Raw genomic sequence first — 23,527 nt, forward strand, 5'->3', positions numbered from 1 at the left:
CGGGTCAAGCCAGTTGCGACGCGCTGCCCCGCGCGGAAGACGCGAGTTGCGCGACATGCCGCTGCGCCCGGCGCCGCGTCTGCGCGTCAAGCTCGCTCAGGGCGTCCAGCGAATCACAGCCTGCGCATTGTGCGCTTGCGAGCAATTCCGCATTGATCCGGTGAATATCGGTGAATCGGATGCGTCGCTGGAGAAAGGCTTCGACGGCGATCTCATTGGCGGCATTGAGCACGGCGCAGGCCCCCGTCGGCATGCGCAGAGCCTCGAATGCCAGGGCGAGTCCGGGGAATCGCTGCGGATCGGGCTGCTCGAAGTCGAGCCGCCCCACACGGGCGAGGTCGAGCCAGGGCGCGCCCGACGCGATGCGCGCGGGATAGGACAGGCCATAGGCGATCGGCGTACGCATATCCGGCTGTCCGAGCTGCGCGATCACCGAACCGTCGTGATAGTTGACCATCGAATGCACGATGCTCTGTGGATGAATCAGCACCTCGATCTGCTCGGGGCGCATGCCGAACAAATAGTGCGCCTCGATGACCTCGAGCGCCTTGTTCATCATGGTCGCGGAATCGACCGATATCTTGGCGCCCATGCTCCAGTTCGGATGCGCGCAGGCCTCTTCCGGCGTGACCGCTTGCAGTGAAGCCGCCTCGCGCTGACGAAACGGCCCGCCCGATGCCGTCAGCACGATGTTGCGCACATCGGTCGGCCAGCGGCTGCGATCGTCGGGCAGGCTCTGCTGGATGGCGCTGTGCTCGCTGTCGATGGGGATGAGATCGCCGCCGCCCTGTGCCAGCGCCTGCAACAACAAGTCGCCCGCAACGACCAGCGACTCCTTGTTGGCCAGCAGCAAGCGCTTTCCAGCGCGGGCCGCGGCAAGACTGGCGGACAAGCCTGCCGCCCCCACAATCGCGGCCATGACCAGGTCCACCTCGCTGGCGGCGGCCACATCGTCGAGCGCCCTGGGCCCGCTGAGCACCTCGGTGGGACAAGCTGCGGCGCGCAGACGCTGCTGCAGGCGGATGGCCGCCTCCGCGCTTCCGAGAACCGCGTAGACCGGACGAAACTCGACACACTGCGCGAACAGCTTGTCAGCATTGTTGTGCGCCGCCAGGGCGAACACCCGGAACTGCTCGCGGTGGAGTGCGAGCACCGCCAGGGTGTTGGTACCGATCGACCCGGTCGACCCGAGAATGGTGACCGCCTTCATAGCGCCAACAGCAAAACCGCTAGGGGCAAGACGGGCAAGAGCGCGTCAATCCGGTCGAGCACGCCCCCGTGTCCAGGCAACAGCCGCCCACTGTCTTTCACGCCCGCCGCGCGTTTGAGCAGGGATTCGAACAAATCGCCTGCGATCGCAAAAATCAGCAGCACGACAACCAGAACTGCCAATCCAGGCCAACCGAACTGTGCACTCAACTGCGAAAAATAATTGGGATAACGCGAGGTCAGACCCACGCAGACCGCGGCATAGCAGAGAGTCGCGGCCAGCGCAGTCCAGGCTCCTGCCCGGGTTTTTCCAGGGCTGATGGCCGGCGCCAACTTGGCACGCCCCCAGGCCCTACCACCAAAATAAGCCGCGATATCCGCAATCCAGACCAGGGCCAGCAAAGACATCATGAAGACCGCGCCCTGGGCGCGCAACGCCACCAGCGCCAGCCAGGCGGCCTGCAAGAGCGCAAAGCCCAGCAAAGCAAGCACGATGGGCGAGCGCAATACTGCGGGCACACGCGCCGACGGCAGACTCGAAGCCAACAGCAACAACCAGGCGAGGCTGCACACCGCCCAGAACCCGCCCCACTGCTCAGCCATCTGCCAACCCTGCCGCTGCAACAACCAGAGCAAGCCACCCGCCGTCGCCAACCATGCCAGCGTCCACACGAGAAGCGCGCTACGGGTGCGAAGTCCGGCCAGCCGCGCCCACTCCCCCATACCGACGGCACAGAAGACCAGCGCCAAAAGCGCAAAAGGCAGCGGGCTTTGCAGAAACAAGGTCGGCAGCAGCAGCGCCACCAACACCAGGGCGGTCAGAACGCGCTGTCGCAACATGGCGCAGATGAGCCGCAGCCTCAGGCGGCCGCTGGCGATTTGGACTCTGGAACGCCACCGAAGCGACGCTGGCGGCTGGCATAGTCGGCCAGGGCGGTCTCGAAGGCCTCGGCGCCGAAATCAGGCCAGAGCACATCGGTGAAATACAGCTCGGTATAGGCCAGTTGCCAGAGCAGGAAATTGCTGACGCGATGCTCGCCGCCCGTGCGGATGAGCAGATCGGGGTCCGGGGAGTGCGCCAGCGCCAGATGCTGCGCCAGCGTCTCGGCGGTGGGACGCTCCTGCGCTGCCAACACCGCTTGCGCCGCCTGCACCATGTCCCAGCGTCCACCGTAGTTGAGGGCGACGTTGAGAACCAGGGCGTCGTTCCGGCGGGTCAAGGCCTCGGCCTGATCGATCAAGGCGCGCATCTCGGCAGAAAAGGCCGACAGATCGCCCACAACGTGCAAGCGCACGCCCTGGCGGGCGAGTTCCGGCGACTCCTTTTCCAGAGCCTTGACGAACAGATCCATCAAGGTCTGGACTTCCTCGGCCGGACGGCTCCAGTTCTCCGAGGAAAACGCAAACACCGTGAGGTGGGCCACGCCAATCTCGGCGCAGTGGCGAACCATTTTCTTCAGCGCATCCACGCCGAACTTATGTCCGGACGAACGGGGCAGAAAACGGCGCTGCGCCCAGCGCCCATTACCGTCCATCACCACGGCCACGTGTTGCGGCAGAGTGGCAGGATCGCGTTTGGCGGCGGTTTTCTTGGTCATGCCATCAGAACGGGAAACGTGACCTGGGTCGCGGCGGAGAAATGCATCGTGTCGTGGCGCCTACTCAGACGGCCATGATCTCGGCTTCCTTTTGCGCCAGTTGCTTGTCGATCTCGGCGATGCACCGATCGGTGATTTTCTGCACCTCGTCCTGCGCCCGGCGCTCGTCGTCTTCGGAAGCCTCCTTGGCTTTGACCAGATCCTTGAGGCTTTGGTTCGCATCCCGGCGCAGATTGCGCACGGCCACCTTGGCACCCTCGCCCTCCTGCTTGATGACCTTGACCAGATCGCGGCGGCGCTCTTCGGTCAGTGCGGGCATGGGCACGCGGATGACGTCGCCCTGAGTCTGCGGATTGAGGCCCAGATCGGACTCGCGGATGGCCTTCTCGACCACCTGCACCATCTTCTTTTCCCACGGCTGCACGCTGATGGTGCGGGCATCAACCAGATTCATGTTGGCCACCTGATTGATCGCCATCATCGTGCCGTAGTAATCCACCATCACATGGTCGAGCAAGCCGGTATGCGCGCGGCCGGTGCGCACCTTGGCCAAGTCGAGCTTCAGCGACTCGATCGACTTGTGCATTTTCTCTTCGGTGGTTTTCTTGATCTCTGCGATTCCCATGATGCACTCCACAAACTGATCGGGAAAAAACAAAACCCGCTGCGCGGAAGGCGGCGCGGCGCGGGCCTCGACGACTGCGATGGTACTCAGACGTAGACGTCCGTGCCCTCGTCGGCGCCCTGAACCACGCGCATCAACGCCCCTGGCTTGAAGATGCTGAACACGCGGATGGGCATTTTCTGATCGCGGCAAAGGGCGAAGGCGGTCGCGTCCATCACCTGCAGGCGCTGCGCAATGGCGTCATCAAAGCTGATGCGCGCATAGCGCTCGGCGGTCGGGTCCTTCGCCGGGTCGGCGGTGTAGATGCCATCGACCTTGGTCGCCTTGAGCATGACCTCGGCCCCGATCTCGGCCGCGCGCAGCGCGGCGGCCGTGTCGGTGGTGAAGAACGGATTGCCGGTACCGCCGGCGAAGATCACCGACTTGCCTTCTTCCAGGTATTGCAGCGCCTTGGGCCGCACATAAGACTCCACGACCTGATCGATGGCAATGGCCGACATCACGCGCGGGTTCAGACCGGCGTGCTTCATGGCGTCGCTCAAGGCGAGTGAGTTCATGACCGTTGCCAGCATGCCCATGTAGTCCGCCGTCGCGCGGTCCATGCCCACGGCACCACCGGCCACGCCCCGGAAGATGTTGCCCCCGCCGATGACCATGGCCAGTTGCACGCCGGAGTTCACCACTTCGGCAATGTCTCGCACCATGGCCTCGATGGTGGCGCGGTTGATGCCATAGGCATCATCCCCCATGAGGGCCTCACCCGAGAGTTTGAGCAGAACACGTTTGTATCCGGACATGATGACTCCTGGGAAGGCGGGTGGACGGTAAAGATGGGGCGTAGAGAAGACAACGGGACGAAGCTGGGCGTATGACGAGGCTGGCTGGTGCCCGTCGGCCCCGGTCAGCCTCGCTACGGCGTTCAGCCTTGCTTGGCTGCAGCCATTTGCGCCGCCACTTCTTCCGCAAAATTCTCCGACTTTTTTTCGATGCCCTCGCCCACCACGTACATGGTGAAGCCGTGAACCGTGGTGTTGGCACCCTTGAGCATCTGCTCGACGGTCTGCTTGTCGTTCTTGACGAACACCTGATCGAACAGCGAAACCTCCTTGAGGTACTTCTGCACCGAGCCTTCGACCATCTTGGCAATGATCTCAGCAGGCTTGCCCGACTCGGCCGCTTTCTGCGAGGCGATGGAGCGCTCTTTCTCGATCAGGTCGGCAGGCACCTGCGACGACGACAGCGCCACCGGCTTCATCGCGGCGATGTGCATGGCCACGTCCTTGGCCGCCACTTCGTCACCGGTGAACTCGACCATCACGCCGATGCGCGTACCGTGCAGGTAGCTCACCAGCTTGTGGTCGCCGGCAAAGCGCTTGAAGCGGCGAATGGTCATGTTCTCGCCGATCTTGCCGATCAGCTTGCTGCGGCGCGCTTCGATAGTCTCGCCGTCGATCGTCAGCGCGGACAGCGCGGCCACGTCGGCGGGGTTCTGCGCGGCAATCAGCTCGGCGAGCGTTTTACCAAAAGCGAGGAAATCGTCGTTCTTCGCCACGAAATCGGTCTCGCAGTTCAGTTCGATCAGGGCGCCGGTCGTGCCGTTGATATAGGCCGTCACAATGCCCTCGGCGGTCACGCGCGAGGCGGCCTTGCTGGCTTTGCTGCCCAGCTTGACACGAAGAATCTCTTCGGCGCGATCCATGTGGCCTTCAGCCTCGGTCAGCGCCTTTTTGCACTCCATCATCGGGGCATCGGTCTTGGCACGCAGTTCTGCCACCATGCTTGCGGTAATCGCAGCCATCGTTGAACTCCTTGAAATCGAATACGAGAAATACAGTTGAAAAAAAGGGGCTGTGTATCGCAGCCCCGGGTTGGTTCAGGCCGGTGAATCGGGCCGTTGCCGCAAGGTCATCCTGCGCACGTCAGGCGGCGGGGGCGCCTTCCTGAACCTCGACGAATTCTTCTTCGCCCTCGGCCACGGCTTGAACGACCTCATTGACCGCATCGTTCTTGCCTTCCAGAATCGCATCGGCCATGCCTTGTGCGTACAGGGTCACGGCCTTGGCGGAGTCGTCATTGCCCGGAATGATGTGAGTCACGCCCACCGGGGAATGGTTGGTGTCGACCACGCCGATCACCGGGATGCCCAGCGTCTTCGCCTCGGCAATCGCAATCTTGTGATAGCCCACGTCGATGACGAAGATTGCATCGGGCAGAGCCGCCATATCCTGAATGCCGCCGATGGATTTTTCCAGTTTCTCCATCTCGCGCTGGAAGGTCAGGGCTTCTTTCTTGCTCATTTGCTCGAGCACGCCTTCGGCGGCCTGGGCTTGCATGTCCTTGAGCTTCTTGATCGAGGTCTTGACCGTCTTGAAGTTGGTCAGCATGCCGCCGAGCCAGCGCTGGTCGACATAGGGCATGCCGCAACGCTCAGCCTGTTCGCGAACGACTTCGCCGGCCTGGCGCTTGGTACCGACAAAAAGGATGGTGCCGCGGCGCGCAGCGAGCTGACGGGCGAACTTGACGGCATCCAGGTACATCGGCAACGTCTTTTCGAGGTTGACGATGTGGATCTTGTTGCGATGGCCGTAGATGAACGGGGCCATCTTGGGGTTCCAGAAGCGGGTTTGGTGACCGAAGTGCACACCGGCTTCCAGCATTTGACGCATTGAGACTGACATGTTGTTTCCAATCCAAGTTGGGTCTGAAATCCGGCCCCGATCAGCACATCGCCAAGCCGCCGGAGCGACTGAACGATGGCCAACACCTGGTTGAGCCGGTTTGTGGGTAAGCACCTCACTCGCAGGCATGGCTGCGCACGACTTCGGTACCATCAAACGCGTTCTGTGCCTGCAACCTTGCCCGAAACTGCGCTCAAAGGACTCCGAAGGAATCGTTCGAGTGGGTTGGTTCGAGTGGCTTGTTGTTTTGAACGGCTCATTTTCGGAGCCACTTCTTTTCAGAGCCTCTCTTCCAAAGCCTCTCTTCCTGGCCATCAACTGCAAAGGCATTCCGCATTGCACAAAACCTGAGCATCATAGCAGCTTTGCACCACTACGGCCAGACAACACCCCATAACACGTCAAGCCCCGTCATTCATGCTCGAACATCCTTTCCGTCAGCAACTTCACAATGAGATCCATGCCCGCCCTTTCGAGCGGGTCGGCGCACCGGCGCAGGTCAGTCATCAGGTCATGCTGGTCGATCCGGCCGAATCGCAGCTGGCCTTCGAGCATCTTGGCGAGTTGCTGGGCAACCTGCTTCTGCCTCCACCCTCGCCTGGGAGCATGTTCCACACCGAACAGATCGGGCCGGTCCGCCTGCGGTGGGAGCGCCACGGCGAATTCGTCAGCTACACCTTCATCACGCACGAACAACTCGGCCCGGAAGATCCGATGTTCGATCGCTGCGCCTGCGACCGCATTTCCGCCGAATGGCGTGCCCGGATTCCGGGGCAAAGACTCTGTGCCAACCATGTCGCCGTCATGCCCGAAGGTGAGGTTGGCTGCGATGCGGCCCCTGATTTTTCGGCGGTGCTGGACATCGACGCCCTGGTCGGATCGGATGTGGCCGACGGCAACGCCCAGGTGTTCACCGATCTGCGCATGGCGCCAGACGGCTTCACCCGGTTCGTCGTCTTGAGCAAACCCATGTCCGAGCGCCGCCGCGGGCGCTTGGTGCAGCGCTTGCTCGAGATCGAGACCTATCGCATGCTGTCCTTGCTGACTCTGCCGGTGGCGCGTCAGATCACGCCTCAACTCAATCAGTACGAGCAGGATCTGGTGAGCATCATGGACGCGATCGGCCGCAACGACGATGCCGATCCCCAGCGCGATCACCGAACCCTCGACCGACTGACGCAACTGGCGTCGAGCGTGGAAGGCCTCTATGCCGCCTCACACGGCCGGTTCACCGCGGCGAACGCCTACTACGACCTGGTCAACCGCCGAGTCGGTGAGTTGCACGAGAAACAGATTTTCGGCCTGCAGACCATCGGACAATTCCTGGAACGTCGATTGGCACCGGCGATGCAGACGTGTGCCTGGGCGGCGCGGCGGCAGCAGGCCTTGTCCGAACGGGTATCGCGCTGCAGCAACCTGCTACGAACCCGCGTGGAAGTGGCCATGCAGCAGCAGAATCGCAGCCTGCTGGCCTCGATGAATCGTCGGCAGTATCTGCAGCTTCGGCTGCAGCAGACGGTGGAGGGCCTGTCCGTTGCGGCCATCACGTATTACATGGCCTCGCTGGTGGGCCATCTGTTCGAAGCCGCCGAACCGTGGATTCATGTTGCGCCCAAATTGGCCGAAGGCGTTTCCATTCCCATCATCGCCCTGCTCGTCTGGCTGGGCTTGCAGCGCATGCACCGCCGGCTGGAACGCTCTGGTGAAGGCCGCTGACGGAGGGTCGCCCCTCGGCTGTCAGAGACGCCGCTGGCGCACGGCCTCGTAAAGACAGACGCCGGCGGCGACCGAGACGTTGAGACTCTCCACCGCACCCAGCATGGGAATCTGCAGGAGTTGGTCGCAGGTCTCTCGCACCAGTCGGCGCATGCCCGCCCCTTCGGCCCCCATCACGAGTACGGCAGGCTGCTTCCAGTTGGCGGCGTACACCTCGTCGGTCCCAGCTTCGTCGGTGCCCATGACCCAGAGACCACGCTCCTGCAATTCGCCCAGACTGCGAACCAGATTGGTCACCATCAGATACGGCACGGTTTCCGCCGCGCCACTGGCCACGCGAGCCACCGTCGGATTGAGCCCGACGGCGCGGTCTTTGGGCGCGATGACCAGATGCACGCCGGCCGCATCGGCGGTGCGCAAGATGGCTCCGAGGTTGTGCGGATCGGTCACGCCATCGAGCGCCAGCACCAGCGGCGCCCCCTCCACGGCATCGAGCACGGCGTGCAGATCCTGCCTGCTTGGCAGATCGTCCACCTGCGCGACCACACCCTGATGGCGATCGGTGCCCGCCAATGCGGCCAGGCGCTCGGCGCTGAGGGTCTTGAGCACCACACCCGAAGCCTCGACCTTGCGCAGAAACTGCTGCATGCGCGCATCGCGGCGGCTTGCATCGACATAGACGGCCTGTACCGACCCGGGCGCAGCGCGCAGGCGTGCGCCCACGGCATGAAAGCCATAGAGCGGCTTCATGCCGGCACCGCCTGCGTCTGCTCGACCAGATGTCCCGCCTGCAGTGCGCAGATCCGGTCGCAGCGTGCGGCCAGGGCCGGATCGTGGGTGACGAGCACCAGCGTCGCCTCTGCTTCCGCGCGCAGTCGGAACATCAGGTCCATGATGCGTTCTCCGGTGGCGGCATCGAGGTTGCCCGTCGGCTCGTCCGCGAGAACGAGCTTCGGGCGACCGACAAAAGCGCGGGCCAGGGCGACGCGCTGCTGTTCCCCACCGGAGAGCAGGGCCGGCCGATGATGCAGTCGCTGTCCCAGCCCGACCGCGTGCAACAAGGCAGTTGCCGCTTCCACGGCCCCGCGCGACCGCCCGGAAATCTCCAGCGGCAGAACCACGTTTTCCAGTGCGGTGTAGTGATCGATGAGTTGAAAATTCTGGAACACAAAGCCGATCTTCTGCGCACGCAGGTCGGCCCGGCCGTTCTCGTCGAGGCTTTCGAGATCGACACCGTCGATCCTGACCTGGCCCGTGCTGGGCCGATCCATGCCGGCGAGCAGGGCCAACAACGTGGATTTGCCCGACCCCGAAGCGCCGGTGATGGCCACGCTTTGTCCTGCAGGAATGCGCAGTTGCACGGCCTGGAGAATGGTCAGGGCATCACCGACGTCGGAAACGGTCTTGCCCAGGTCATGCGCGACAATCACATCGACCGTCATGGAAGCCTTGTATGAAAGATGGAATGCCACTGATTGTAGGAAGCCCGCACCCGTTGTCGCGGCGCAAGGTCTTGGCGCTTGCCGCAGCAATCGCAGCCGGGACCGGTTTCCCGGGCCGCGTGCAGGCCGCTGTGCCCAGCCGCCCCACCCTGCTGGTGGTCGGCGACAGCCTGTCCGCCGGGTATGGGCTGGAGACCGGAAAAGGATGGGTCGATCTGATGCGCCAGCGACTCGATGCGAGCCGGCCGCGCTGGAACGTGATCAACGCCAGCATCAGCGGCGATACGACGGCGGGCGGGCTGGCGCGCCTGCCCCCGCTTCTGCGGCGCGACCAACCCGCCGTGGTCATCATTGAATTGGGCGGCAACGATGCCCTGCGCGGGCTGTCGCTGCAGCAGACCCGGAGCAATCTCACCAGGATGGTGACGCTTTGCAAGCAAGCCCGCGCAAAAGTCCTGTTGATCGGCATGCAGATTCCGCCGAACTACGGCCCCGCCTATACCGCACGTTTCGCGGCCGTGTTTCCTGCAGTCGCACAATCGACGCATGTGGCGCTGGTGCCGTTTCTGCTGTCGGGCGTCGCGTCGCATCCGGATTGGTTCCAATCCGACAACATCCACCCCACTGCGCAGGCGCAACCCACCATGCTCGATACGGTCTGGCCGCATCTCAAGCCTCTTCTTGCGCGGTCCGCCGAGAAGCGCGCACCATGAACCCTCGCGTCATCGATGCCGTCGAGGCCCTGCAAAAGCTGTCATCCTTCAGCGCCGTGATCGATGTGCGCAGCCCGTCGGAATTTGCGCTCGACCACATGCCCGAAGCCCAGAGCTGGCCCGTGCTCGACGACGCCGAGCGCGCCGAGGTAGGCACGCTGTATACCCAGGTCGATCCCTTCGTGGCCAACAAGCGCGGCGCGGCGCTGATCGCGCGCAACATCGCCCACCATATCGAAGCGCATGCGCAGGAGTTGCCGAAGTCGTGGGCGCCGTTGATCTACTGCTGGCGTGGCGGCAATCGCTCGGGGGCCATGGCGCACATTCTGGCGCGCATCGGCTTTTCGGTGGTCCTGGTTCAAGGCGGCTATCGCGCCTTGCGCCGCGCCTTGCGCGCCGATCTGGATCGGCTTCCCGGCCAGTTGCAATTCCGGGTCATTTGCGGTCGCACGGGTTGCGGCAAGAGCCGTCTGCTGCAGGCCTTGCACGCCGCCGGTGCGCAGGTGCTCGACCTCGAAGCGCTGGCCCGGCACCGGGGCTCGGTACTCGGGCTGACGCCTGGAGACACGCAACCGTCACAGAAATTGTTCGAGTCCAACGTCTGGGCCGCGCTAAGCGGGTTCGACCCCCAGCGTCCGGTCTTTGTGGAAGCGGAAAGCAAGAAGATCGGCCTGCTCCACGTCCCCGAGGCTCTGGTGGCCCGGATGCGCCAGGGTTGCTGCATCCATCTGGAGCTCGACACGACGCTGCGCGTGGAACTCCTGCTGGCCGATTACGCCATGCTGTCCGCCGACCGGCCCTTGTTGCGCGAACGTCTGGCCAGTCTGCGCGTCTTGCGCGGCGCAGAAACGGTTTCGCGCTGGCAGGACCTGATCGCTCAGGGCGATCTCGCGACATTCACGGCCGACATCCTGCAGCATCACTACGACCCGAGCTATCTCAGGTCCATGGCCAACAACTTCCTGCATTTCTCCGCGGCGCCCATGGTCACCCTGCAGGGCATTGACGCGCTCGCGTTTCGACGCGCCGCCGAACAGGTGCTCGCCTGGACGCCGGATGCAGCTTGCGTTACGCCCTCGACGCCGCCTCAGGCGCAGGCTGAAATCGTCAGCGGCTGATCGCCTGAAGCATGCTCTTCGGCTTCGACGGAGAGGCGGGCCTGGCGTGCAGCGGCAAACAACTCCGCAACCGACAGGCTTGCCAGCAACCTGGAATCGCTCAACACCTGTCGCCAGAGACGCCCGCCGGGCTGCCCCTTCCACAGGTTGAGCAGGTGCCGGGTGATGGCCTGCGGGTGCAGCCCCCTGCCCTTCCAATCGGCGATGTAGCCAGCCATCTGCTCCTCAATGGCTTCGCGCTCGGGCAAGGCATCCTGTGATTGCCCCAGATAGTCGCGGTCCCAATGCGCCATGCACCATGGGTCTTGGTAGGCGGCCCGCCCCACCATGACACCGCCCACCTGCGGCAGCCACGCGCCGAGCTGCTCGTCGGTCTTGATGCCGCCGTTCAACACAAACGACAAATCCGGAAAGTCGCGCTGAAGCTGCAAGATGAACTCCGGCCGCAAGGGAGGAACGTCTCGGTTCTCCTTAGGACTCAATCCGTCAAGCCAGGCGGCGCGGGCGTGCACGACAAAGGTCTCGCAGCCCCCCTCCGCCACCGTTCCGACAAAATCGCGCACAAACCCGTAGCTGTCCTGGTGGTCGATGCCAATACGGTGCTTCACCGTGATCGGCATGGCACCCGACACCGCCTCTCGCATGGCGGCCACCGCATCGCGCACCAGCGTCGGCTCGCCCATCAGACAGGCGCCAAATGCGCCGCGCTGCACACGTGGACTCGGGCAACCGCAATTCAGGTTGACCTCGTCGTAGCCCCATTTCTGCGCCAGTTTGGCGCACTGCGCCAGATCGGCGGGATCGCTTCCGCCCAGCTGAAGCGCAACGGGGTGCTCTTGCCCGCTGAAATCAAGGTGACGCGGCACATCGCCAAAAAGCAAGGCGCCCGTGGTCACCATCTCGGTGTAAAGCAGGGTCTTTCGTGTGATCAGGCGATGAAAGAAACGGCAATGCCGATCCGTCCAATCGAGCATCGGCGCCACAGAAAGTGCAAACGACATAGGGAAACAGAAGAAACAGGAGGGGCAGGAAGCGGTTTGTCATCAAGAAAACAGCTCGGCCACGCCGAATGGGAGCCGATTCGAACGAGGTCCAACCCCAGGGCATTCGTCCAACCAGGACGACTGCAAACCCGTCTTCCATCGTTCGCAGAAATCAAATCAGAACAGCATGGGCGTGATTGTATTCGTCCTCAGCTCAACCCGCGCCACGCAGCCTGCCTAGCCCCTTCTGCAGCAAACCGCGAATCTCCCGATCGAATATCACGATCAAGACACCGTAAATCAAAGCTCCCACCACAATCTGCGAGAAAATCCTCAACGTGAGATTGGGAGGGTTCACCCAGATCACAGCCGCATACATGATCAAAGTGAAGCCACCATATTTGGCCATATCGCCCCAGGGAATGGCAATTTTGACGACCTTTCGGCCATAATAAGCCGCCAGAACGGTATACACCAAATAACTCACAAGCGCCGCGAATGCAGCCCCCTCAATACCGAATGGCTCAACCAGCATGAAAGTCAAACCAATATTCACAGCGGCAGCCGTCAAAACCGAGTACATGACTACCTTGGTCAGTTTGTTGATATAAATTCCCGCACTGAAAATCGGCGTCCCACCGGAAACCAACATACCCCCAACGATGAAAACAATCAGCGATGCACTGACCTCATACTTGGATGAAGCCAGCAACCTGAGAAGCTCAGGCCCCACCGCCGCCATTCCGCCCAGGATTGGCAGCGCCAGCGCGATGTAATACTTCAGCGCCTGCTGAATGAATGCGACCGTTTTGTCACGCCCTTGCTGCTCCCACATCTTGAAATACATCGGCACAACAGCCTGGGCAAACGAAGCGGTCAGAACACCCTGCAAATAATCGCTGAAATTAAATGCCGCCGAGAAAGCCCCCAAAGGCTCCGGGCCAAGTTTATAGTTAATAATATAGCGGCCACTCATATTCAGAAGCAACATAGAAAGCTCGCTTGCAAGCAGTGGCAGCCCGAATACGAGCATGGACACAAAGAGCGGTCTATTGAACTCACGGAGATCAAATACCCGCTGGCGTGCATAGTAAAATATAATCACAGACACAGCGATGAATTCACCCAGCATGGACGACAGGAAAAATCCTTCCAGCGTGCGCGAAACGTAAAACAAAACAAAAAAAATCAACGCCAGCCCCAAATACTTTCTGACCGTGAAATAGGTGCTGTAAACCCCACTTTTCTGCTGGGCCCGCAAAAGATTGTACATGGCACTATCAACCACGCGAATAAATATCAGCGGCGACGCCAAAATAATGAGGTATTTTGTCTGTTCATTGGACAGCCAAGCCGTAGGCGTGAAGTGAACCCCCACGACGCTCAGCAAGGTTACGCACAGCCCGACCGCAATCATCCCGAAAAGAACCGTCGAGAAAAACTGCGTGGTCGTATTCGACCGCGTGCCGGCCTCGACTTCGCTGTAATAGCGCACCACTGAATGCTGCAAGCCCAGCTTGCCCACGCCGACCAAAAACAGGATCGTGGAGGTTACCAAGGCCATGGTTCCGTATTCCGCCACGGAGAAAATCCGCGTCAGGACAGGAAATGAAATCATGCTGGCCAGCATCACCAGCACACTTCCAATCGAATAATTGGAGGTGTGCTGGAACAGACGCGCGAGTACGCCTCGCTTTTCGGCCTTGGTGGCAGCCACGGTGTCTTTACTGATTTGCATTGGTTTTCAGATCCGCCTGCCCAGGGGGCGAAGTACCCTCTCGCCGATAGACCGCCAGTAGTGCCCCCAGAACCTTCTCCGTGGAATAGTGCTGCTCGACAAACTGCCGTGCCGCCCTGCCCATCGTCTGTCTCAAATCTGCGCAGACAGCGAGTTGCGACAGAGCCCTCGCAAGCTCATCGACCTGATTGGGTGGGACCAACATGCCGGTGACCCCATCTGTGATGACATCTTCATGCCCGCTGATGCGCGTGGCGATCGTGGGCAAACCATTGGCCATGGCCTCAAGAACGGCATTGGGCAGCCCTTCCTGATGTGAGGCCTGAACGTACAGATTGTTCGCCCGCAGCAGCGCAGGCACGTCTTGTACCAGACCCGGGAAAGCCACGCTCTGGGCGATGCCCAATTGATTGGCCAATGCCATCAATCGATCACGCTCGGGGCCATCGCCCGCCACCGTCAGCTGAGCGCCTGGCGGCAGTGTGGCCTTGGCCCACGCCGCCAAGAGAATATCGAGGCCCTTCACAGGAACATGACGCCCGACGAAGACCGCACGCAAGACGGACTGGTCTCTCGATGGAGGCGGCTCAAATCGGGCAAGATCAACCGCATTGGGCAACAGATGCAGCCGGTTACGTTCAAAGCCCGCCTGCTCCATGATCTGCGCGGTCCTCTTGCTGATGCACTGATAGGCATCCAGGCGCTGAGCGCCGCCGCGCAAGATGCGGTGAATCGGCCTGCTCTGATGCGCGGGGTCCAGAATGCCTCCCTGAAATTCCGCCGCGCCGGAAACCTTGACGATGACCGTCGGCTTCAACCAACGTTTGATCCATCCCGCAGCGCCTGCGAGGTTGTGCATCATGTGGATGTGCACGGCATCAAATTCGTTTTGATGGCGTAGTAACCAATAGGCAAACCGAATGTTGAGCAAAATGGCCCCCGCACCCTTGATGCGGGGATAAGGCAGCCGGACCACTGGAACGCCGTCGACATCGTCGAGGCAGGGCAGCGACCGATCGAGTTGCGGAACGAGCACGCGAACGCTGTGCCCCGCCGCCGCAAACGAACGGCTCAGCAGTCGGGCTTGCATTTCGGCGCCCCCAGTGGCTGGGTAGCGCCCATCAACCACCATCAGAATGCGCGCAGGGGAGAACATAGTGACATCAACACCCTAATCCATCATCCCTATGGGCGAAAGATTGAAACGCCTTAAGGATCTTCCGATATGCCCATAAAACCGCTCAGAACCGCTTATCACCATGCGTGAAAAGACCTTCGGTCGATTTCTCTGAAATAATCTTGGCAGGTATTCCACCAAGCGTTACATTGCCGCCGGGAAAACTCTTGTTGACCACCGCATTGGCGCCGATGGCTGTATTGTCACCAATTTCAATCGCCCCGAACAACTTGGCGCCGGGCGCGATATAGCAATTATTCCCGATTTTAGGTACCGCCCCTCCGCTACCGAGCTGGGCGCCAATATTGACGCCGGTATGAATTCTGCAGTTGGATCCGATTCTGGCGCCGGAATTCACCACGATGGTGCCGTAGTGAAGAATCGCAAGCCCAGGGCCAAAAACATTGATGGGAATCGAAAAACCCAACTTGATCGAAAGTCTACGAAAACGATAGGCGGCGAAACGCCGACGAAGCGAATTTTTTCTGCAGTTCGTGAGAAATTCGACTTTTCTCAACAGACGCTGGAACCGAAAAATCTCGTCTCGCCACGGCGCCCAGCGGGATTCCGCCCCGAGCGCAATACGGTCGGCCTCCAGATACATTCGGTAGTCTGCATACGATTGGATCAAGCTGTGCTCTCCAGATGTTTGGGCCTGCGCCGTCTATTCTTGCACCCCGTTGTTGCACCCAGTTGGGCACGGCCTCCATGGGGACGCACTCTGGAGCAGGTTCGTGGCGTTTTGGCGCGGCTGACATGGCAACGCCACGCACAGCCTCAAGATTCAACAGCCATCGTAAGTTATTGACCAAAAAGAAAAAGCCACCGGATCGGGTGGCTTCTCCACGAAGGCATCGTTGCGGAAACGAGCCGAACCGCTCCCAGGATGATCCGTGCATGGCCAGGGCGACCGCTGACAGAATGGCCTGTGTGAGGCGGTCAGGCCCTTCGCCACCGAGGTCCATGCAGGAGACCGCTGACTGAGCCGATTGAAGACTCACCCCATGACGCGGGCCGTGCGGGTGTTCGAGGACTGGCTACTGCAAGAGTGCACCTCCGCGCTCCCTTGCTTGACCGGGCCCAGTCTTGAGCCGATTCATCCAAAACACCAATATCCTTCACACAAAATTCGATTCATCCTCCTGGCAAGTCGCACGTACAGTGCGCAAAAAAAAGACTATCGAGCGCGACATTCCCGATCGTGCCGATTGACACCCAGAGGAGAGAGAGACATGTCGTACCCCGTTTTCACGCCCGTCCGAAGACTGGCCCAAATCGCCATCGCAGCCAGCATGATCGGCGCGGCAAGCCTGGCCCAGGCCGCCAACCCGTCCATGCTCGAGAGCTTCAAGTTCGAGACCCCGACATTCATTCATCAGCAGCCTTTTGCGCAGTACAAGATGGTCATCCAGGTCAGCCAGGATGACCCCTATGTCTGGAATCTGGCGCTGAACAATGCGCAGAATGTGCTCAATGACCTGGGTCAGGAGAAGGTACAGATCGTCATCGTGACCTACGGTCCAGGTCTGCGCATGTTGCTCAAAGACAGCCCCGTGGCCGATCGCATTGCGTCGCAGGACGCCGAAGGCATCGAGTTCGATGCCTGCCACAACACGATGATGGGCATGGCCAAGAAGCTCGGCCATCTGCCTGAACTCGTGCCACAGGCCGTCATCGTTCCTGCGGGTGTGGTGCGCATCATGCAACTTGAGCACGCGGGCTTCGCCTACATCAAGCCCTGAGCAACCGGGGACACGCCCGGCGTCTTCGCGACGCGGGCGCATGACCACTGACGGGCGCTCAGGTGGCGGGCGCCAAGCGAGCCAGGCGGCGCAGCAGATCTGCGGCGATTGCACCAAACCGTCGATGCTCGTCATCTGCAAGCCAGAGCTCAAAAGCGAGCCGGAACACGGCCATGCCGGTCTCTGCCGCCAGCCGCGCCTCGACCGCATCGACGCCCCGCTGCGCCAAGGCCTCCGCCAATGCGGCCGAGAGTCTGGCGAGTTTGATCAACTCGCGCTCGCGCAACTCGGCGTTCATGGCAATGACGTCGCGACGGCGGCGGGCAAACGCCTGAATATCGCCAAAATACCCGTCGGCCGCGCCCATCGCAGTGCCAACCGCCGTCATGGCAGAAGCCTCGTCGGGTGTCTGAAGGAGCGCGTCGACCATGGTTTGCTCCAGCCGCTCGACGCCCTGGAACAGGACTTCACGCTTGTCGGGAAAGTACCGAAAAAAGGTGCGGGCCGTCAGTCCGGCCCGCTCCGCGATATCCGCCACCGTGGTCTGCTCGTACCCACGTTCGACAAAAAGCTCCAACGCGGCTGTGCGCAGTCGGCCCACGGCATCCGGTTCCCAGCGTCCCATCAGGGTCTTTCAAAGTGTTGTCACAACGTGACATGATAGGGCTATACTGATGTCACACTGTGTCAACACTCACTGAAAGGACTGTCATGCGCATTCTTGTCACCGGAGCATCTGGCTGGATCGGCTCCGCCAGCGTGTCCGAACTTCTGTCGGCCGGGCACGACGTGCTGGGCCTGGCCCGATCTGACGCCGCGGCCGCGACCATCGACGGGCTGGGCGCCGAGCCCGTCCGCGGTTCATTGGAAGATTTGGAGGGACTGCGCCGCATCACGGCGCGCGTCGAAGGGGTCGTGCACCTGGGCTACGTCCACGACTTCTCGCGTATGGAAGCGGCCGCACAGACCGATCGTGCCGCGATCGAAGTCTTCGCCGAAGGGCTGGTCGGCACAGGCGGCCCTTTGCTGATCGCCTCGGGCACGCTGGGACTGGCCGCTGGCCGACCCGGCACCGAGCTGGACCGCCCCGATCCCGCGCTTCACCCCCGCCTGCGCAACGCGGCCTATACCCTGGACCTGGCCTCTCGCGGCGTGCGCAGCATGGTCGTGCGGTTCGCTCCGACCGTGCACGGTGCCGGTGGGGACCATGGGTTTATGGCGGTGCTGTCGCGCATCGCACGGGAGGGCGGCATCTCGGCCTATTTGGGCGAAGGTCTGAACCGATGGGCGGCCGTGCATCGACTGGATGCCGCCAAGCTGGTCCAGTTGGCGGTCGACAAGGCGCCAGCCGGCTCGGTATGGCACGCCGTCGCCGAAGAAAGCCTTGCCACGCGCGACATCGCTCAGGCTCTTGGCCACTACCACCATCTTCCCGTGGCCAGCATTCCCACGAATCAAGCCAAGGCGCACTTCGACTGGATCGGCATGTTCTTCGGCATGGATGCTCCTGCCTCCAATGCGATCACCCGCGACCGGCTCGGCTGGGCACCCAGCCATCCCACGCTGATGGAAGACATCGCCGCGGGACACTACCCCGGGCATTGAGCTTTGGGGGCTGGCATCGGCCCCCGGCCCCCTCGCCCACGCGGCCTATCCCGCCAGTTGTTCCTGCACAGCTCGCCGAAACTGCATGGGCGCCGCGATGCGATGGAAGGGGTCATGCGTGCCGCCGGTGCCGATCACGGACACCGATCCGAAGTTGAACACGCGCCCCACAAGGCCCTGGTCCACGCTGATGCTCTCCACCTTGTTCAGCACAATTTCCACCGAGGTGCGCCGGACCAGTCCGACCTTCATGATGACGCGCTTGTTCGTCACCCCGAACTCGGAGGTCGTGTAGCGGATCAAGGCTTTGATCCCGCCATACAACCCGACCAAAAGCACCGCAACCCCCGCCAGCGCGACACCGCCACCGAAAACAAAAGTCGCAAGCCCCGCAAGCACCAGCACCGTGGGCGCAATGAACACGGTGCGGCTGAGGTAAGCCCGGTGCAGCAGCTGTTCGTTGGTCAGCAGGTTTCGATCGATGTAACTCATCCATGTCCTCAGGTGGAGACGGGCTCGCGGACTGGAATGACCTCAATTCGCCACGCCGGGGGCAGGTCCAGAGGCCATGGGCCCAGGCTCGACCTCTCATCGCTCGTCGTCGAGAGGCCCGTTCAAGGCGTGCATTTTCATTGGCGGGCCACGCCCGATGAAGATGAGCACTACGTCTACGCTATAACCCTCTAACGCCGCCCTCACGTATCCATCTGCAAACCGTTCGTAAATCAAAGTCCAATTTGGCGGTTGGCTTCTCTCAATATATCGATAAACGCGCGCAGTGCGGACGGAACGTGACGATGGCCTGGATAGTAGAGCATCAGACCGGGCAGTGGTGGACACCAGTCCTCCAATACGGTCACAAGCCGACCTGATGCCAGCAGGTCGCGTCCGAAAATCTCGGGGACATATGCGATGCCGAGCCCATTGGACGCGGCTTGAGTCATCAGCTCGTTATCATCCAGCGTCAGTAAACCGGGTACATCTACCGACGATTCCTCTCCACATCGGCTGAATTCCCAGCGGTAGCGCTTTCCGCTCGGCAGCCGCTGACGGATACAGACATGCTGGCGAAGGTCGTCAGGCGTGGTCAGGGTTCCCCGACCGGCCAAATAGGCTGGCGAAGCGAGCGCGAGGAAGCGGACACTGCCCCCGACTGGCACGGCGATCATGTCCTGCGGCACGGCTTCGGCGAGCCGGACCCCTGCATCGAAACCTGCTTCCACGATATCGATAAGGCGACCTTCGGATACAAGATCAAGTTCCACCTTCGGATGCTGCGTCATAAAGCGCGGAACGACCTGAGACAGTAGAAACTGCGCGCCGCTTTTGTTGGCATTGATCCGCAATCGCCCACCGGCCTCGCCGCGTTCATCGGCAAGGCCATCCAGCGCCATATCGAAATCCCGTAGAACCGGGATCATGCGTTCCAGCAGGCGCGTGCCGGCCTCGGTGGGCGAGACGCTTCGGGTCGTGCGGTTGAGCAGCCTGACACCCAGAGTCCGTTCCAGCCCGATCATGGCATGGCTGAGAGCCGATCGCGACACCCCCAGCGCATCGCCAGCTTTCCGAAAGCTGCGGTGATGGGCAATGGCGGCGAATGCTTCGACGTCGTTGAGGGTCGGCTTTGACATTGGTGAATGGCTTACACGATATCATCCCATATTGGCTATCTTATATCACCAATCGTCCTGCGCTACCTTCCTGTTCTCGCAACGAAAGGTATATTCATGAGCAAGACATGGTTCATCACCGGAGCATCCTCCGGACTCGGCTACCAAATGACAGAACAAGTGCTGGCGCGCGGTAACCGGGTCATCGGAGCGGTGCGTCGCCCGGATGCTTTGGTCGATCTGCAGCGCCAGTATGGCAACAGGCTCGCGGTGGCGACGCTGGACCTCATCGATACAAGCAGCATTCGGGCGGCTGTTGATCACGCTTTCCAGAGCGCGAGCAGGATCGACGTCATCGTAAGCAACGCTGGCTACGGCCTCGTCGGCGCGGCCGAGGAAGTGACCGACGGCCAGATCGACCGGCAGATCGCGACCAATCTCACCGGCTCTATCCAACTCATTCGCGCAGTCTTACCGCATCTGCGCCGCCAGGGCGGCGGGCGGATCGTTCAGGTTTCGTCCGAGGGCGGCCAGATCGCTTACCCCAATTTCAGTCTATACCATGCCACCAAATGGGGAATCGAGGGCTTCATCGAGGCGGTAGCTCAAGAGGTTGCGTCATTCGGAATCGATTTCATCATTGCCGAACCCGGACCGACCGCGACCAATTTTGGAGCCGGGTTGGTCCACGCCGATCCGATGACCGCGTATGACGACACGCCGGCTGGGGAAGTTCGACGCGCCGTGAGCAGTGGAAGCTTCGTTCTCAAGGGGGACGCGGGACGAACCGCCGCTGCTATGATCGCGGCCGCGGATGAAGCAAAACCTGCGTTGCGGCTCGCCCTGGGAAGCACCGCCTACAATTCGATTTCGCAAGCGCTGTCGCAACGCCTGGCCGCCATCCAAGCCCAGCGCGCTGTGGCATTCTCCGCAGATCGGGATTTGCAACGAACTCTCTGAAACGCGAGTTCCGTCGCCATGTGGAGCAACGGGTCTCGGGCCATAGAGGTGGCTCGGTTCCTTTGAACACGCGGCAGCGATTGCTTAAGTGGATGGGCTGCGGGTTCGTGTGCCGTGGTGCGGGGTTAGCCCGATTTGCGGGCGTCCCGGTTATCAGTGCCCAGCAGCGTCTGCATCCTTGCCTGTAGCGCTTCCGTCAGCGCGGCACGCCCTTCGCCGTTGCTGTGATAGAGGATATAGCGCAGGTGTCGAAGGTCGAACGGAATATCGTGCTCGCTCTGCGTGATGAGAATCACCTCACGCCCCAGCGTATGGGCAATGCCAGCCTCGTAGAACACGTTCGGATTCCGGCCCGAGCAGTCGCAGATCACGATTCTGGAGCGGTCGATCAGTGCAACCACATCCTGAATGATCGCGGCGTTCTCCCAGATGTCGTCGGCTCGCCTACAACGAAGACCCGCATTGCTTGAGGCTTGCTGAATGGCCTCATACACGGCATTGAACCCCGCATCGAACGGCATCATGGCTGACGCCAGCGTAGGCTCAATGTTCTCGTGTTCAGGGATTTGGAAGACGGACGGGCGCTGCCTGCAGGGTCGCACGTTTCGCAGCAGGAACCGATAAAGATCCACGTCCTTCACTGCCCAATGGTTCCTCGAAAACTCGAAGTCATGGGGCATGTGCAGCTCTGCACAGTTCGCGTAGAGCATGCTGTTTTGCAGCGGAGGCACTTCCGTGTCGATGCTGATCTCTAGGGACACATCCCTGCCGACGATACGCGCCCGGTTGATCTGGCCGACATAGGCGGTTTCTGTGGTGGTGCCTTCTTCGCAGAACAGGCACGGTAGAGCGGTGAGTCGATCAAGCAGAGGATTGCCACCTTCCCGGAACTGCTCGGTAATGTGGTCATCTGTGTATTCGAACATCCGCCCCATTGGAACGGTGAGCCTGCCTGACGGCCAATCGGCGTTGAACATCAAGAGATTGAACATCGGCGATTCCAACCAGCGGGCTTGATTTCTTGTTGTGATGGCGGTGGGTCAGGGATTCGAACCCTGGAAGGACTTACATCCTTGCTAGTTTTCAAGACTAGTGCATTCAACCGCTCTGCCAACCCACCTAATTCTGTGATGTGCTAAGAATCTGCTAAACGGCGCTAAAGCTACTGCCGGGAGAGTCTTTGCAACACGTTGTTTTTAATGTACTTTCCGTTGCCCGCGTATGGTCGGAACGCAAGTTTTCAAGACCGGTGCAATCGACCACTCTGCCACGCTTCCCCATGCTTTGGCTCAACGATGAAGCCAGGGGCAGCATTCTAGCCACGAGCGGAGGGCGCTCATTCGGGCAGGAATAACTCGAGCACGTTGTTCAGCATGTTGAAACCCAGCGGGGTGGTCTGCAGGCGGGTGTCCGGTTCGACCATCAGACGCTGGCTTTGCGCGGCCTGCAACGCTTGATGAATGGTTGACGGAGGCAGCCCGGTTCGCTCCGTAAACAGTTCTGCGGGTACGCCTTCTCGCAGTCGCAGGGCATTGAGCATGAACTCGAACGGCAGATCGCGGCGCGCCACCTCGACTTCGGTTTCGACCGCGCTGGCGCGTTCGGCCTGTTCGCTGTAGCGCTGTGGATGGCGCCAACGCGTCTGGCGCACGATGCGATGCGCAAAGGTGATCTTGGAATGGGCGCCGGCGCCGATGCCAAGATAGTCGCCAAATTGCCAGTAGTTGAGGTTGTGGCGGCAGGAGTGCCCGGCCGCGGCGTAGGCAGACACTTCATAACGCTGCAACCCCGCTGCTTCGGCCAGATCCGCCACGGCATGCTGCATATCGGCGCCGAGGTCGTCGTCGGGCAGAGGCGGTGGCTGGCGGGCGAAAAGGGTGTTGGGCTCGAGCGTGAGCTGATAGAGCGAGAGATGCGGCGGCTGATGTGCGAGGGCCTCGATCACATCGGCCTTGCAGCCCGCCATGTCCTGCTGAGGCAGAGCGAACATCAGATCGAGATTGAAGCTTGCGAAGTGACGCGCGGCCTCGGCCACCGCGTCGTGCGCCTGACGCGCATCGTGCACGCGGCCAAGCGCACGCAGGCGGTCATCGTTGAAACTCTGCACGCCGATGGACAGGCGGTTGACGCCCGCCTGTGCGAACGCCGCGAACCGGTCCTGCTCGAAGGTGCCCGGATTGGCCTCCAGCGTGATTTCGGCATCGGCGACGAGGGGCAACCGGGCGCGCACATCGGTGATCAATTGGTCGATGGCCTCGGGCGAGAACAGACTGGGCGTGCCGCCCCCGATGAAGACGGAGATGACGCGGCGCCCCCACACCAGAGGCAGCGCCGCATCGAGATCGGCACGGAGGGCCGCAAGGTAGGCCTGTTCGGGAATCGCCCCACCCGCCCGCCACTCATGCGAATTGAAGTCGCAATACGGGCACTTCTTGAGACACCACGGCAGGTGCACATAAAGGCTGAGGGGCGGCAGCGACTGGAACTGCAGGGTGCCGGGTCGCATGTAGTGCGGCAGGGATTGCGCCGCACGCTGAGGTGCCGCATCGCCGGGCGCAACGGACGCCGCCCCCGCTTCGACGATTGGAATGTGTTTCGGCTTCACCAAGACTG

The 23,527-nt window shown here is 61.5% G+C and carries 24 protein-coding genes and 1 tRNA gene; 6 read left to right on the plus strand and 19 right to left on the minus strand.

From position 1 onward, the window contains the following. Window positions 1-4: 4 nt before the first annotated feature. The 7 genes from ispC to rpsB form a co-directional block, all read right to left on the minus strand. Window positions 5-1,210, minus strand: a complete 1,206-nt coding sequence (gene ispC, locus BVH73_RS02405) for a 1-deoxy-D-xylulose-5-phosphate reductoisomerase (RefSeq protein ID WP_079415763.1) — start codon at window positions 1,208-1,210, stop codon at window positions 5-7. Next, window positions 1,207-2,049, minus strand: a complete 843-nt coding sequence (locus BVH73_RS02410; RefSeq protein WP_079415765.1) for a phosphatidate cytidylyltransferase — start codon at window positions 2,047-2,049, stop codon at window positions 1,207-1,209. The genes ispC and BVH73_RS02410 overlap by 4 nt, the downstream gene beginning before the upstream one ends. Window positions 2,050-2,069: 20 nt before the next feature. Beyond that, window positions 2,070-2,807, minus strand: a complete 738-nt coding sequence (gene uppS / locus BVH73_RS02415; protein ID WP_079415767.1) for a polyprenyl diphosphate synthase — start codon at window positions 2,805-2,807, stop codon at window positions 2,070-2,072. A 64-nt stretch (window positions 2,808-2,871) separates the two neighbouring features. After that, complete coding sequence (gene frr / locus BVH73_RS02420; protein ID WP_079420247.1) at window positions 2,872-3,432, minus strand: ribosome recycling factor; 561 nt, start codon at window positions 3,430-3,432, stop codon at window positions 2,872-2,874. An 86-nt stretch (window positions 3,433-3,518) separates the two neighbouring features. Beyond that, entirely contained in the window at window positions 3,519-4,229 is a 711-nt protein-coding gene (gene pyrH, locus BVH73_RS02425) for a UMP kinase (protein ID WP_079415769.1), read from the minus strand. Window positions 4,230-4,351: 122 nt separating this feature from the next. Beyond that, window positions 4,352-5,230 carry a translation elongation factor Ts gene (gene tsf / locus BVH73_RS02430; RefSeq protein ID WP_079415771.1) on the minus strand — a complete coding sequence of 293 codons (879 nt, stop codon included), beginning with the start codon at window positions 5,228-5,230 and terminating at the stop codon, window positions 4,352-4,354. Window positions 5,231-5,351: 121 nt separating this feature from the next. Next, window positions 5,352-6,110 (minus strand): 30S ribosomal protein S2, encoded by a 759-nt coding sequence (gene rpsB / locus BVH73_RS02435; RefSeq protein WP_079415773.1) that lies wholly within the window; start codon window positions 6,108-6,110, stop codon window positions 5,352-5,354. 417 nt (window positions 6,111-6,527) lie between these two features. Here rpsB and BVH73_RS02440 point away from each other — a divergent pair, with 417 nt between their 5' ends. After that, complete coding sequence (locus tag BVH73_RS02440; protein WP_079415775.1) at window positions 6,528-7,826, plus strand: DUF3422 family protein; 1,299 nt, start codon at window positions 6,528-6,530, stop codon at window positions 7,824-7,826. A gap of 21 nt (window positions 7,827-7,847) precedes the next feature. Here BVH73_RS02440 and rlmB read toward each other — a convergent pair whose 3' ends face one another. Both rlmB and BVH73_RS02450 read right to left on the minus strand, forming a co-directional pair. Beyond that, on the minus strand, window positions 7,848-8,576 hold the full coding sequence (gene rlmB, locus BVH73_RS02445; protein ID WP_079415777.1) for a 23S rRNA (guanosine(2251)-2'-O)-methyltransferase RlmB: 729 nt from the start codon (window positions 8,574-8,576) through the stop codon (window positions 7,848-7,850). Beyond that, window positions 8,573-9,268, minus strand: coding sequence for an ABC transporter ATP-binding protein (locus BVH73_RS02450; protein WP_079415779.1), 696 nt, complete (start codon window positions 9,266-9,268; stop codon window positions 8,573-8,575). Before BVH73_RS02450 ends, rlmB begins: the two co-directional genes overlap by 4 nt. Window positions 9,269-9,291: 23 nt before the next feature. On the opposite strand from BVH73_RS02450, the gene BVH73_RS02455 reads away from it, so the two are divergent. Together BVH73_RS02455 and mnmH are read left to right on the plus strand one after the other, a co-directional pair. Continuing rightward, window positions 9,292-9,981, plus strand: coding sequence for an arylesterase (locus BVH73_RS02455; RefSeq protein WP_245800389.1), 690 nt, complete (start codon window positions 9,292-9,294; stop codon window positions 9,979-9,981). Then, complete coding sequence (gene mnmH, locus BVH73_RS02460) at window positions 9,978-11,099, plus strand: tRNA 2-selenouridine(34) synthase MnmH (protein ID WP_079415783.1); 1,122 nt, start codon at window positions 9,978-9,980, stop codon at window positions 11,097-11,099. Before BVH73_RS02455 ends, mnmH begins: the two co-directional genes overlap by 4 nt. On the opposite strand, the gene dusA is transcribed toward mnmH, so the two are convergent. The 4 genes from dusA to BVH73_RS02480 form a co-directional block, all read right to left on the minus strand. After that, window positions 11,069-12,100 carry a tRNA dihydrouridine(20/20a) synthase DusA gene (gene dusA / locus BVH73_RS02465; RefSeq protein WP_079415785.1) on the minus strand — a complete coding sequence of 344 codons (1,032 nt, stop codon included), beginning with the start codon at window positions 12,098-12,100 and terminating at the stop codon, window positions 11,069-11,071. The two genes, mnmH and dusA, sit on opposite strands and share 31 nt — an antisense overlap. 196 nt (window positions 12,101-12,296) lie before the next feature. Further along, complete coding sequence (locus BVH73_RS02470; protein ID WP_079415786.1) at window positions 12,297-13,820, minus strand: lipopolysaccharide biosynthesis protein; 1,524 nt, start codon at window positions 13,818-13,820, stop codon at window positions 12,297-12,299. Further along, window positions 13,807-14,976 (minus strand): glycosyltransferase family 4 protein, encoded by a 1,170-nt coding sequence (locus tag BVH73_RS02475; protein ID WP_079415788.1) that lies wholly within the window; start codon window positions 14,974-14,976, stop codon window positions 13,807-13,809. The genes BVH73_RS02470 and BVH73_RS02475 overlap by 14 nt, the downstream gene beginning before the upstream one ends. A gap of 85 nt (window positions 14,977-15,061) precedes the next feature. Continuing rightward, a complete protein-coding gene (locus BVH73_RS02480; RefSeq protein WP_079415790.1) occupies window positions 15,062-15,628 on the minus strand; it encodes a serine O-acetyltransferase in 567 nt (188 codons plus the stop codon). A 601-nt stretch (window positions 15,629-16,229) separates the two neighbouring features. On the opposite strand from BVH73_RS02480, the gene BVH73_RS02485 reads away from it, so the two are divergent. After that, entirely contained in the window at window positions 16,230-16,739 is a 510-nt protein-coding gene (locus BVH73_RS02485) for a DsrE family protein (RefSeq protein WP_079415792.1), read from the plus strand. Window positions 16,740-16,797: 58 nt separating this feature from the next. Here BVH73_RS02485 and BVH73_RS02490 read toward each other — a convergent pair whose 3' ends face one another. Continuing rightward, entirely contained in the window at window positions 16,798-17,316 is a 519-nt protein-coding gene (locus tag BVH73_RS02490; protein ID WP_245800390.1) for a TetR family transcriptional regulator, read from the minus strand. A gap of 134 nt (window positions 17,317-17,450) precedes the next feature. On the opposite strand from BVH73_RS02490, the gene BVH73_RS02495 reads away from it, so the two are divergent. Beyond that, window positions 17,451-18,344: an SDR family oxidoreductase gene (locus BVH73_RS02495; protein WP_079415796.1), complete on the plus strand. Its 894-nt coding sequence runs from the start codon at window positions 17,451-17,453 to the stop codon at window positions 18,342-18,344. Between the two features lie 45 nt (window positions 18,345-18,389). Here the strand turns inward: BVH73_RS02495 and BVH73_RS02500 are convergent, their stop codons facing one another. Continuing rightward, complete coding sequence (locus tag BVH73_RS02500) at window positions 18,390-18,836, minus strand: PH domain-containing protein (RefSeq protein ID WP_079415798.1); 447 nt, start codon at window positions 18,834-18,836, stop codon at window positions 18,390-18,392. A 233-nt stretch (window positions 18,837-19,069) separates the two neighbouring features. Further along, window positions 19,070-19,975, minus strand: coding sequence for a LysR family transcriptional regulator (locus tag BVH73_RS02505; RefSeq protein WP_079415800.1), 906 nt, complete (start codon window positions 19,973-19,975; stop codon window positions 19,070-19,072). Window positions 19,976-20,071: 96 nt separating this feature from the next. Here BVH73_RS02505 and BVH73_RS02510 point away from each other — a divergent pair, with 96 nt between their 5' ends. Continuing rightward, a complete protein-coding gene (locus BVH73_RS02510) occupies window positions 20,072-20,914 on the plus strand; it encodes an SDR family oxidoreductase (RefSeq protein WP_079420249.1) in 843 nt (280 codons plus the stop codon). Between the two features lie 125 nt (window positions 20,915-21,039). Here the strand turns inward: BVH73_RS02510 and BVH73_RS16025 are convergent, their stop codons facing one another. The 3 genes from BVH73_RS16025 to hemW all read right to left on the minus strand — a co-directional run bounded on the left by BVH73_RS16025 (window position 21,040) and on the right by hemW (window position 23,519). Next, on the minus strand, window positions 21,040-21,906 hold the full coding sequence (locus BVH73_RS16025; protein WP_079415802.1) for a hypothetical protein: 867 nt from the start codon (window positions 21,904-21,906) through the stop codon (window positions 21,040-21,042). A gap of 38 nt (window positions 21,907-21,944) precedes the next feature. Next, window positions 21,945-22,034: transfer RNA gene (locus BVH73_RS02520), tRNA-Ser, on the minus strand. 216 nt (window positions 22,035-22,250) lie between these two features. Continuing rightward, window positions 22,251-23,519 carry a radical SAM family heme chaperone HemW gene (gene hemW, locus BVH73_RS02525; protein ID WP_425444128.1) on the minus strand — a complete coding sequence of 423 codons (1,269 nt, stop codon included), beginning with the start codon at window positions 23,517-23,519 and terminating at the stop codon, window positions 22,251-22,253. Between the last annotated feature and the right edge of the window lie 8 nt (window positions 23,520-23,527).

This window comes from Thiomonas intermedia (genome assembly GCF_002028405.1).
Taxonomy (GTDB): domain Bacteria; phylum Pseudomonadota; class Gammaproteobacteria; order Burkholderiales; family Burkholderiaceae_C; genus Thiomonas; species Thiomonas intermedia.

What these genes read in the sequence shown, in the direction of transcription:
- ispC (WP_079415763.1), bottom strand. Translation starts at nt 1,210, where the DNA reads ATGAAGGCGGTCACCATTCTCGGGTCGACCGGGTCGATCGGTACCAAC.
- BVH73_RS02410 (WP_079415765.1), bottom strand. Translation starts at nt 2,049, where the DNA reads ATGTTGCGACAGCGCGTTCTGACCGCCCTGGTGTTGGTGGCGCTGCTG.
- uppS (WP_079415767.1), bottom strand. Translation starts at nt 2,807, where the DNA reads ATGACCAAGAAAACCGCCGCCAAACGCGATCCTGCCACTCTGCCGCAA.
- frr (WP_079420247.1), bottom strand. Translation starts at nt 3,432, where the DNA reads ATGGGAATCGCAGAGATCAAGAAAACCACCGAAGAGAAAATGCACAAG.
- pyrH (WP_079415769.1), bottom strand. Translation starts at nt 4,229, where the DNA reads ATGTCCGGATACAAACGTGTTCTGCTCAAACTCTCGGGTGAGGCCCTC.
- tsf (WP_079415771.1), bottom strand. Translation starts at nt 5,230, where the DNA reads ATGGCTGCGATTACCGCAAGCATGGTGGCAGAACTGCGTGCCAAGACC.
- rpsB (WP_079415773.1), bottom strand. Translation starts at nt 6,110, where the DNA reads ATGTCAGTCTCAATGCGTCAAATGCTGGAAGCCGGTGTGCACTTCGGT.
- BVH73_RS02440 (WP_079415775.1), top strand. Translation starts at nt 6,528, where the DNA reads ATGCTCGAACATCCTTTCCGTCAGCAACTTCACAATGAGATCCATGCC.
- rlmB (WP_079415777.1), bottom strand. Translation starts at nt 8,576, where the DNA reads ATGAAGCCGCTCTATGGCTTTCATGCCGTGGGCGCACGCCTGCGCGCT.
- BVH73_RS02450 (WP_079415779.1), bottom strand. Translation starts at nt 9,268, where the DNA reads ATGACGGTCGATGTGATTGTCGCGCATGACCTGGGCAAGACCGTTTCC.
- BVH73_RS02455 (WP_245800389.1), top strand. Translation starts at nt 9,292, where the DNA reads ATGCCACTGATTGTAGGAAGCCCGCACCCGTTGTCGCGGCGCAAGGTC.
- mnmH (WP_079415783.1), top strand. Translation starts at nt 9,978, where the DNA reads ATGAACCCTCGCGTCATCGATGCCGTCGAGGCCCTGCAAAAGCTGTCA.
- dusA (WP_079415785.1), bottom strand. Translation starts at nt 12,100, where the DNA reads ATGTCGTTTGCACTTTCTGTGGCGCCGATGCTCGATTGGACGGATCGG.
- BVH73_RS02470 (WP_079415786.1), bottom strand. Translation starts at nt 13,820, where the DNA reads ATGCAAATCAGTAAAGACACCGTGGCTGCCACCAAGGCCGAAAAGCGA.
- BVH73_RS02475 (WP_079415788.1), bottom strand. Translation starts at nt 14,976, where the DNA reads ATGTTCTCCCCTGCGCGCATTCTGATGGTGGTTGATGGGCGCTACCCA.
- BVH73_RS02485 (WP_079415792.1), top strand. Translation starts at nt 16,230, where the DNA reads ATGTCGTACCCCGTTTTCACGCCCGTCCGAAGACTGGCCCAAATCGCC.
- BVH73_RS02495 (WP_079415796.1), top strand. Translation starts at nt 17,451, where the DNA reads ATGCGCATTCTTGTCACCGGAGCATCTGGCTGGATCGGCTCCGCCAGC.
- BVH73_RS02500 (WP_079415798.1), bottom strand. Translation starts at nt 18,836, where the DNA reads ATGAGTTACATCGATCGAAACCTGCTGACCAACGAACAGCTGCTGCAC.
- BVH73_RS02505 (WP_079415800.1), bottom strand. Translation starts at nt 19,975, where the DNA reads ATGTCAAAGCCGACCCTCAACGACGTCGAAGCATTCGCCGCCATTGCC.
- BVH73_RS02510 (WP_079420249.1), top strand. Translation starts at nt 20,072, where the DNA reads ATGAGCAAGACATGGTTCATCACCGGAGCATCCTCCGGACTCGGCTAC.
- BVH73_RS16025 (WP_079415802.1), bottom strand. Translation starts at nt 21,906, where the DNA reads ATGTTCAATCTCTTGATGTTCAACGCCGATTGGCCGTCAGGCAGGCTC.